Raw genomic sequence first — 7,881 nt, 5'->3', positions numbered from 1 at the left:
GGGTGCTCTGAAATGTGGTGTGTCCCTCGGCCATTTTTCGTTTTGTGTTTGTGGATAGTCGCACCCGTGATGGGTCGTCGATTCTAACTTGTCAAAACCTTATCCACACCGTTGCGGCGAGCACGAAAACGGCGTGAAAGCGGCCTCGGATTGTTGTTCGGCAGAATGTTTGCGATAATCGCGGGTTTCCCTGAAAACCTCTTTGTGTGTTTCGGGGTATGAGCTGCGACTAGCAGCACTTTGCAGCACCACCCCGGACCCCTGGATCGGAAAACCGGCCTCCGGGTCAAGCAGGAAAACCATCATGAAACGCACTTACCAAGCATCCAAAGTCCGCCGCGCCCGTACCCACGGCTTCCTGGTCCGCATGAAGACCCGCGGCGGCCGCGCCGTCATCAACGCGCGCCGCGCCAAGGGCCGCAAGCGCCTCGCCGTCTAACGGCGACTGTAGTTACCGTTGCCAGTCGTAGCGCTGCCGCCGTCATCGTCCGTCGGCGCTTTGCGCTTGGCTCCCATGCAGCGGCTCAAGACCCGCGCGCAATTCCAGGCCGTCCTCGCAGGTGCTACCGTGGCGCGCACCGCCCACTTCGCATTGCACCGTTGCGCGCTCGATGCGCAGCCGGGTGCCGCGCCACTGTTTGAAACGCAGGACGTCTGGCTCGGCGCAATGGTCCCCAAACGCTGGGCCCGCCGTGCGGTCACCCGCAACGCCATCAAGCGCCAGATCTATCAAGTGAGCGCCGCCTCCGAAGCTTTCTTGCCGCCCGCAGCGCATGTCGTGCGCCTGCGTTCTGCTTTCGATCGCAAGGAATTCGTGAGCGCGACCTCCGACAAGCTCAAGGCCGCCGTCCGCGCCGAGCTCCAGCAATTGCTGGAGCGGGCCGCCGCGGCGCGCGCATGATGCGGCGCCTGTTGATCGGCCTCGTGAAGGCCTATCGCCTGTTGCTGAGCCCGTGGCTTGGGTCATCCTGCCGCTTCGAACCCACCTGTTCCGTCTACGCCATCGAGGCGCTCGAGCAGCACGGCGCAGCCGCCGGCAGCTATCTCACCCTGCGCCGCCTCGTCCGCTGCCAGCCCTGGTGCCAGGGCGGCCACGATCCGGTTCCCCCCAAGGCGCAGCGCCAGACCCCGGCTTCGGGCTCGCTGTTCTCCTTTCTCTCTTCCGACGACAAGAAGTCTTCTTCATGAACGATATCCGCCGCACCATCCTGTGGGTGATTTTTGGCTTCTCGCTGGTGCTGCTGTGGGACCAATGGCAGGTCTACAACGGCAAGAACCCCACCTTCCTGCCGTCGACCAAGCCTCCCGTGAGTGCGACGGCACCGGCAGCCCCGCCCGCCGGCGCGGCTTCCGGTGCGGTGCCGCCGGCCAGCGTTGCGGCGGCCGGCAGCAACAGCACCGGCGCCGCAGCCGTTCCGGGCGGCACGACGACGGCGCCTGCGGCGGGCGAGAAAGTCGTGGTCAGCACCGACGTGCTCAAGCTGACCTTCGATACCGAAGGAGGCTCGCTGGCGCAGAGCGAGTTCATCCAGCACGACGACCTGACGGAGAAGGACAAGCCTTTCGTCCTGCTCGACCAGAGTCCGAACCGCTTCTATGTGGCGCAGACCGGCCTGATCGGCGGCGCCTTCCCCACGCACAAGACACCGATGGCCTTCACCGGCGAGCGCGCGCTGAAGGACGGCGCCAATGAACTGGTGCTGCGCTTCGAATCGCCCGACCTGGGCGGCGTCAAGCTGATCAAGACCTGGACGCTCAAGCGCGGCGCCTACGACATGACCGTGCGCCACGAGATCGTCAACACCGGCACGGCGCCGGTGTCGCCGCAGCTCTATCTGCAGCTCGTGCGCGACGGCAACAAGCCGCCGGGCGAGTCGTCCTTCTATTCGACCTTCACCGGTCCGGCCGTCTATACCGAGGCCAAGAAGTTCCAGAAGATCGAGTTCAAGGACATCGAGAACAACAAGGCCGACTTCGTGAAGGAGTCGACCAACGGCTACGTGGCGATGGTGCAGCACTACTTCGCCAGCGCCTGGCTGCTGAAGGACGGCGTCCAGCGCGACCTGTTCGCGCGCAAGGTCGACACCAACCTTTACGCGGTCGGCATGATCACTTCGGCCGGCCCGGTCGCGCCGGGCGCCAGCAAGGCGATCGACGCTGACTTCTTCGTTGGTCCGCAGGCCGAGAAGACGCTCGAGGCCGTCGCGCCGGGGCTGGAGCTGGTCAAGGACTACGGCATCTTCACGATCATTTCCAAGCCGCTCTACTGGCTGCTCGACAAGCTGCACGGCATGCTCGGCAACTGGGGCTGGGCGATCGTTGCGCTGGTGGTGCTGCTCAAGGCCGCGTTCTACTGGCTCAACGCCAAGGCCTACGCCAGCATGGCGAAGATGAAGGCCATCAATCCCAAGATCATGGAAATGCGCGAGCGGCTCAAGGACAAGCCGCAGGAGATGCAGCAGGAGATGATGCGCATCTATCGCGAGGAAAAGGTCAACCCGATGGGCGGCTGCTTCCCGATCGTGGTCCAGATCCCGGTGTTCATCGCGCTCTACTGGGTGCTGCTGTCCTCGGTCGAGATGCGCCACGCGCCGTGGATCGGCTGGATCCACGACCTGTCGGCACCCGACCCTTGGTTCATCCTGCCGATCGTGATGACCGCGACCTCGCTGTTCCAGACCTGGCTCAACCCGACGCCGCCCGATCCGATGCAGGCCAAGCTGATGTGGATCATGCCGTTGGCGTTCAGCGTGATGTTCATCTTCTTCCCGGCCGGCCTGGTGCTGTACTGGATCACGAACAACGTGCTGTCGATCGCGCAGCAGTGGTTCATCAACAAGCGCCTGGGCGTGCTGGGCAAATAGCCGCTGCCGAGCGCCGATTTCGAACAAGGGCCGCGGAAGCGGCCCTTTTTGCTGAAAGAATCCTCACCCATGCTTGCGCGCACCACCGATCCGATCGTCGCCGTCGCCACGGCTTCGGGCCGCGGCGCGGTCGGCATCGTTCGCGTGTCCGGCGCACGGGTGGCGCCATTGATCGAGGCCGTCTGCGCGAGAAGCCTCAAGCCGCGCGAAGCCACCTACCTGCCCTTCCGCGATGCCGGCGGCGCGGCCATCGATCACGGGCTGGCCATCCACTTTCCGGCACCGCACTCCTTCACCGGCGAAGACGTGCTCGAACTGCAGGCACATGGCGGGCCGGTGGTGCTGCAACTGCTGCTCGCGCGCTGCCTGGAAGCCGCCACCGAAACCGATCCCGCGACTGGCCGGCCGCGGCTGGCGGGCCTGCGGGTCGCCGAGCCGGGCGAGTTCAGCCAGCGCGCCTTCCTCAATGGAAAGATCGACCTGGCGCAGGCCGAGGCCATCGCCGATCTGATCGATGCGAGCACCGAGGCGGCGGCGCGCAGTGCGGGTCGCTCGCTCTCGGGCGCGTTCTCGATGGAGATCCATGCGCTGCGCGATGCGTTGATCCGCCTGCGCATGCTGGTCGAGGCGACGCTCGATTTCCCCGAGGAAGAAATCGACTTCCTGCAGAAGGCCGATGCCCAGGGCCAGCTGGTGTCGCTGCAGACGCAGCTGAGCGTGGTCCAGCAGCGTGCGCGCCAGGGTGCGCTGCTGCGCGAAGGGATCAAGGTCGTGATCGCGGGTCAGCCTAACGCGGGCAAGAGTTCGTTGCTCAACGCGCTGGCCGGAGCCGAGCTCGCCATCGTGAGCTCGATTCCGGGCACCACGCGCGACGTGGTATCGCAGACCATCCAGATCCAGGGCGTGCCGCTGCACGTGGTCGACACGGCAGGCCTGCGCGACAGCGCCGACGAGGTCGAGCAGATCGGCGTCGCGCGCGCGTGGGGGCAGATCGAGGGTGCCGATGCCGTGCTCTTCCTGCATGACCTGACGCGCGCCGAGCGGCCGGAATACGCGCAGGCGGACGCCGAGATCATGCGCCTGCTGAGCGAGAAGCTGCCTGCGAGCGTGCCGGTGCTCGATGTATGGAGCAAGCAGGACGCGGCGCCTTCGGCCGCAGCGCATACCGGCATCAGCCTTTCTGCCAGGACAGGGTTCGGCATCGAGACGCTCAGGCGCCGCCTGCTCGAGGTCGCGGGTTGGCAAGCCGTGCCTGAAGGCGTCTACCTCGCTCGGGCACGCCACGTGCAAGCGCTGTCGCGGGTCGAAGAACATATCGCCGTGGCGGCCGAGCATCTGGCGGCGCGCGCGCAGGCGCTGGATCTTCTGGCCGAAGAGCTGCGTCTTGCGCAGAATGCGCTCAACGAAATCACTGGGGAATTCGGCGCGGATGACTTGCTGGGCGTGATTTTTTCCCGGTTTTGTATCGGAAAGTAGACGAAAAGTGTTAGTGCTTGTGACTTCTGTCACCGCAAATTAGAGCGATCGCAGATACTCCAGGACGCACAGCAGGGTTTGCAACATGTCATCGAGCATTCAGGATCTTTGCCGCGCCATTGCGCAGAACACCAGTTACGACGCTTTTGCGCCGGCTTTCAACCCGCAGCAGTGGGAAACGCTGGCCAGCTATCTGCAGCCGTTCGACTTGGCCGCCGGCCAGGTGCTGATCGACCAAGGCGCCAACGATCGCACGCTCTTCTTCATCGAGAGCGGCGCGCTCAGCGTGCACCTGATCGGCGACAAGGGCCAGATGCGGCTCGCGATCCTCAATCCGGGATCGGTGGTCGGCGAAGGAGCCTTCTTCTCCAGGCTGCCGCGCTCGGCCAACGTGGTGGCCACGGGCGCCGCCCGCGTCTGGCGGCTGACGCCCATCCGCTTCTCGGAAATGTCGAATCGCCAGCCCAACCTCGCGCTGGAAATGGCATTGGCGCTCGGCGCCGTCATCGCCAGGCGGATGGTCAACCGGCCCAAGCGCGTCGCGGTGACTTGAAGCTTTTCGCATCGGAGTCGCTGTAGATGGCCGTGGTGTGCGCTTCCTGTCATACGGAAAACCGTGACGGCGCGAAATTCTGCAAGGGTTGCGGCCACAGGCTGGTCTCGCAGCCGGCGCCCGGTGCACCCGCACCCGCCGAAGAGCGTCCCTCCGGCAATGACGGGTGGCCCATCACCGAGCGCATGCCGCTGTCGCCGGCGCCCGCGGCGGATGAAGTCACGGTCGTGATGGGCACGGTGGCCTCCTCGCCGCCGCCGCCTGCGCCCAAGGCCGCGCCCAAGCCCAAGCCAAAGCCTATCCCGCGACCACCACCCGCCGTGCGGGCAAGCGCGCCGAAGGCGGCGCTGCATGCAGCCGCACTCCCCGTCGCGCGCAAATCCAAAGGCGTCTGGATGGGTGTCTTCGGTGTGCTGATGGTGGCCGTGCTTGCGGCAGGCGGCTGGTACGCGTACGGCCAACGAAACGCCAGCTCGCCGCCTGCGACGCAGCAGGCCGCCGCGCCGACGCCGGTCGTCGTGCCGTCCCCCGCGCCCGCGCCTGCGCCCCCGCCTGCGCCCCCGCCTGTATCCGCGCCCGTCGCCGAGGCGCCGGCGGCCGAGCCCTCACCGCCGGCTGCTCCCGTTCCGCCGCTGGTGGAGCAAGCCGTGCCAACTCCGCGGGCCGAACCGGCCAAGCCCACGGCCACCGCTGCACCCAGGGCACGCAAAGCTGCGCCGATTGCACCGGTTGCCGCGCCGCCGTCCGCTGCCGTCGCGCCTGCACCCGTCGTGGCGGCAGCACCGGTTGAACCCACTGCACCCGCGAGCCCGGAAACGGCATGCGCAGGCCAGGGCTTCTTCGGCCGTGCGCGCTGCATGGTCGCGCAGTGCGCCAAGGCCGAATACAGGGCAAGCGCCCAGTGCGATGCCGTGCGGCGCCAGCAGCGGATCGACGAAGAGAAGCGCAATCCGAGCCTGCTCAACTGAAGGCCGGCCTGCGCGGGCAGTGTTCTCAGCCCTTCTGCAGCATCTCGATCGCCACGGCGAGCGCGCCCGGCTTGCCCGAGAGCACCAGCGTGTCGCCGTCCGCCAGCACCGTGTCGTCGCGCGCCTCCTCGGCCTTGCCGTCGCGCCGCCGCAAGCTGGCCACCCGCACGCCCACCGCCTGCAGTGCTGCCCGATCCAGCGGCTGGCCCACCGCGCGCGCGCCGGCGGTGAGCGTGAAACTGTTGAGCCGCTCGTGGTCGAGCTCGTCGGCGTTGTCGTCGTCGGCGCCGTGGAAGTAGCCGCGCAGCAGGTTGTAGCGCGCGTCGCGCTGGTCCTGCACCACGCGGATCACGCGCCGCATGGGTACGCCGACCAGCGCCAGCGCGTGGCTTGCCAGCATCAGAGAGCCTTCGATCGCTTCGGGCACCACCTCGGTCGCGCCGGCGGCCTGCAGCTTTTCGAGATCGCGATCGTCCTGCGTGCGCACGATCACCGGCACCTGCGGCGCATGCGCGCGCGTGTTGGCCAGCACCTTGAGCGCGCCCGGCACGTCGAGATAAGTCACGACCACCGCGCTGGCGCGCGCCAGGCCGGCCGCCATCAGCGCCTGCAGCCGTGCCGCGTCGCCGAAGACCACCGAGTCGCCGGCCGCGGCGGCCTGGTGCACGCGATCCGGGTCGAGGTCCAGCGCCAGGTACGGAATGCCCTCGCGCTCCAGTACGCGCGCCAGGTTCTGCCCGCAGCGCCCATAGCCGCAGATGATCACGTGCTTCGCGGTGTTGATGGTCTTGCGCGCGATCGTCGTCATCTGCAGCGACTGCTGCAGCCAGTCGCTCGCCACCAGCTTTCGCACGATGCGATTGCTGTACATGATGATGAAGGGCGTTGCGAGCATCGACAGCACCATCGACGCGAGCACCGGGTTCGCGAGCCACGACGGCAGGAGCTCCTGACCCTGCGCCAGCGTCAGCAGCACGAAACCGAACTCGCCCGCCTGCGCAAGGTAGAGCCCGGTGCGCAGCGACACGCCGGCCGTCGCCCCGAGTACGCGCGCCAGCAACGTGACCAGAATCAGCTTGAAGGCCAGCGGCAAGACGAGCAGCCCGGCGACCAGGGCCCATTGCTCCACCACGATGTGCCAGTCGAGCGACATGCCGATCGTGATGAAGAACAGCCCCAGCAGAACGTCGTGAAAGGGCCGGATGTCGGTTTCGACCTGGTGCTTGAATTCGGTTTCCGACACCAGCATGCCGGCGACGAAGGCACCCAGCGCCAGGCTCAGGCCCGCAAGCTCGGTCAGCCACGCCAAGCCCAGCGTGACGAGCAGCAGGTTGAGCATGAACAGCTCTTCACTGCGCCGGCGCGCGACGATCGTGAGCCACCAGCGCATCACGCGCGGACCGCCGTAGAGCAGCACGGCGACCAAGAAGCTGGCCTTGAGCCAGGCGAAGGCGAGCGCCTTCAGCATCGTCTCCGGCGGCGCCCCGAGCGCCGGAATCAGCACCAGCAAGGGCACCACCGCGAGATCCTGGAACAGCAGCACGCCCACCACGCGCTTGCCATGTTCGCTCTCGAGTTCGAGCCGCTCGGCCATCAGTTTCACGACGATCGCAGTGCTGCTCATGGTGAGCGCGCCCGAAAGCGCCAGCGCCGTCTGCCAGCCCAGGTGCCAGGCCGGCGGCAGCCAGGTGGCGAGCCACAACGCGCCCACGGTCGCGATCGCCATCGTCAGCATCACCTGGAGCAGCCCGAGGCCGAACACGTGCTTGCGCATGGCACGCAGCTTGGGCAGGTTGAACTCCAGCCCTATGACGAACATCAGGAAGACGACGCCGAACTCGCCCAGGTGCCGGATGCCCTCCGAGTTCTGCGCGAATGCCAGGGCGTGCGGTCCGATCAGCACGCCGGCCCCCAGGTAGCCGAGCATCGGCGGCAGCCTGAGGTACCGGCAGACGACCACGCCGATTACCGCAGCCAAGAGGTACATCAGCGTGAGATCGAACGAGGACATGGGCCGATG

At 66.9% G+C, this 7,881-nt stretch carries 8 protein-coding genes; 7 read left to right on the top strand and 1 reads right to left on the bottom strand.

Going from position 1 to position 7,881, the window contains the following annotated elements; all coding sequences use genetic code 11:
• Nucleotides 1–304: 304 nt before the first annotated feature.
• The 7 genes from rpmH to ACSQ9A_RS28815 all read left to right on the top strand — a co-directional run bounded on the left by rpmH (nucleotide 305) and on the right by ACSQ9A_RS28815 (nucleotide 5,861).
• A complete protein-coding gene (rpmH, locus tag ACSQ9A_RS28845) occupies nucleotides 305–439 on the top strand; it encodes a 50S ribosomal protein L34 (RefSeq protein WP_007834827.1) in 135 nt (44 codons plus the stop codon).
• A 75-nt stretch (nucleotides 440–514) separates the two neighbouring features.
• Complete coding sequence (locus ACSQ9A_RS28840) at nucleotides 515–901, top strand: ribonuclease P protein component (protein ID WP_093107055.1); 387 nt, start codon at nucleotides 515–517, stop codon at nucleotides 899–901.
• Nucleotides 898–1,188 (top strand): membrane protein insertion efficiency factor YidD, encoded by a 291-nt coding sequence (yidD, locus tag ACSQ9A_RS28835; RefSeq protein WP_093107057.1) that lies wholly within the window; start codon nucleotides 898–900, stop codon nucleotides 1,186–1,188. Before ACSQ9A_RS28840 ends, yidD begins: the two co-directional genes overlap by 4 nt.
• Nucleotides 1,185–2,864, top strand: a complete 1,680-nt coding sequence (gene yidC / locus ACSQ9A_RS28830) for a membrane protein insertase YidC (protein WP_436306225.1) — start codon at nucleotides 1,185–1,187, stop codon at nucleotides 2,862–2,864. Before yidD ends, yidC begins: the two co-directional genes overlap by 4 nt.
• 69 nt (nucleotides 2,865–2,933) lie before the next feature.
• On the top strand, nucleotides 2,934–4,340 hold the full coding sequence (gene mnmE, locus ACSQ9A_RS28825; protein WP_436306224.1) for a tRNA uridine-5-carboxymethylaminomethyl(34) synthesis GTPase MnmE: 1,407 nt from the start codon (nucleotides 2,934–2,936) through the stop codon (nucleotides 4,338–4,340).
• A gap of 85 nt (nucleotides 4,341–4,425) precedes the next feature.
• On the top strand, nucleotides 4,426–4,893 hold the full coding sequence (locus tag ACSQ9A_RS28820; protein WP_436306223.1) for a Crp/Fnr family transcriptional regulator: 468 nt from the start codon (nucleotides 4,426–4,428) through the stop codon (nucleotides 4,891–4,893).
• 26 nt (nucleotides 4,894–4,919) lie between these two features.
• Nucleotides 4,920–5,861, top strand: coding sequence for a zinc ribbon domain-containing protein (locus ACSQ9A_RS28815; protein WP_436306222.1), 942 nt, complete (start codon nucleotides 4,920–4,922; stop codon nucleotides 5,859–5,861).
• Nucleotides 5,862–5,886: 25 nt separating this feature from the next.
• Here the strand turns inward: ACSQ9A_RS28815 and ACSQ9A_RS28810 are convergent, their stop codons facing one another.
• Nucleotides 5,887–7,872: a cation:proton antiporter domain-containing protein gene (locus ACSQ9A_RS28810; RefSeq protein ID WP_436306221.1), complete on the bottom strand. Its 1,986-nt coding sequence runs from the start codon at nucleotides 7,870–7,872 to the stop codon at nucleotides 5,887–5,889.
• Between the last annotated feature and the right edge of the window lie 9 nt (nucleotides 7,873–7,881).

This window comes from Variovorax sp. LjRoot290 (assembly GCF_964253985.1).
Taxonomy (GTDB): domain Bacteria; phylum Pseudomonadota; class Gammaproteobacteria; order Burkholderiales; family Burkholderiaceae_C; genus Variovorax.
This window is presented reverse-complemented; position numbering and strand designations above follow the sequence as displayed.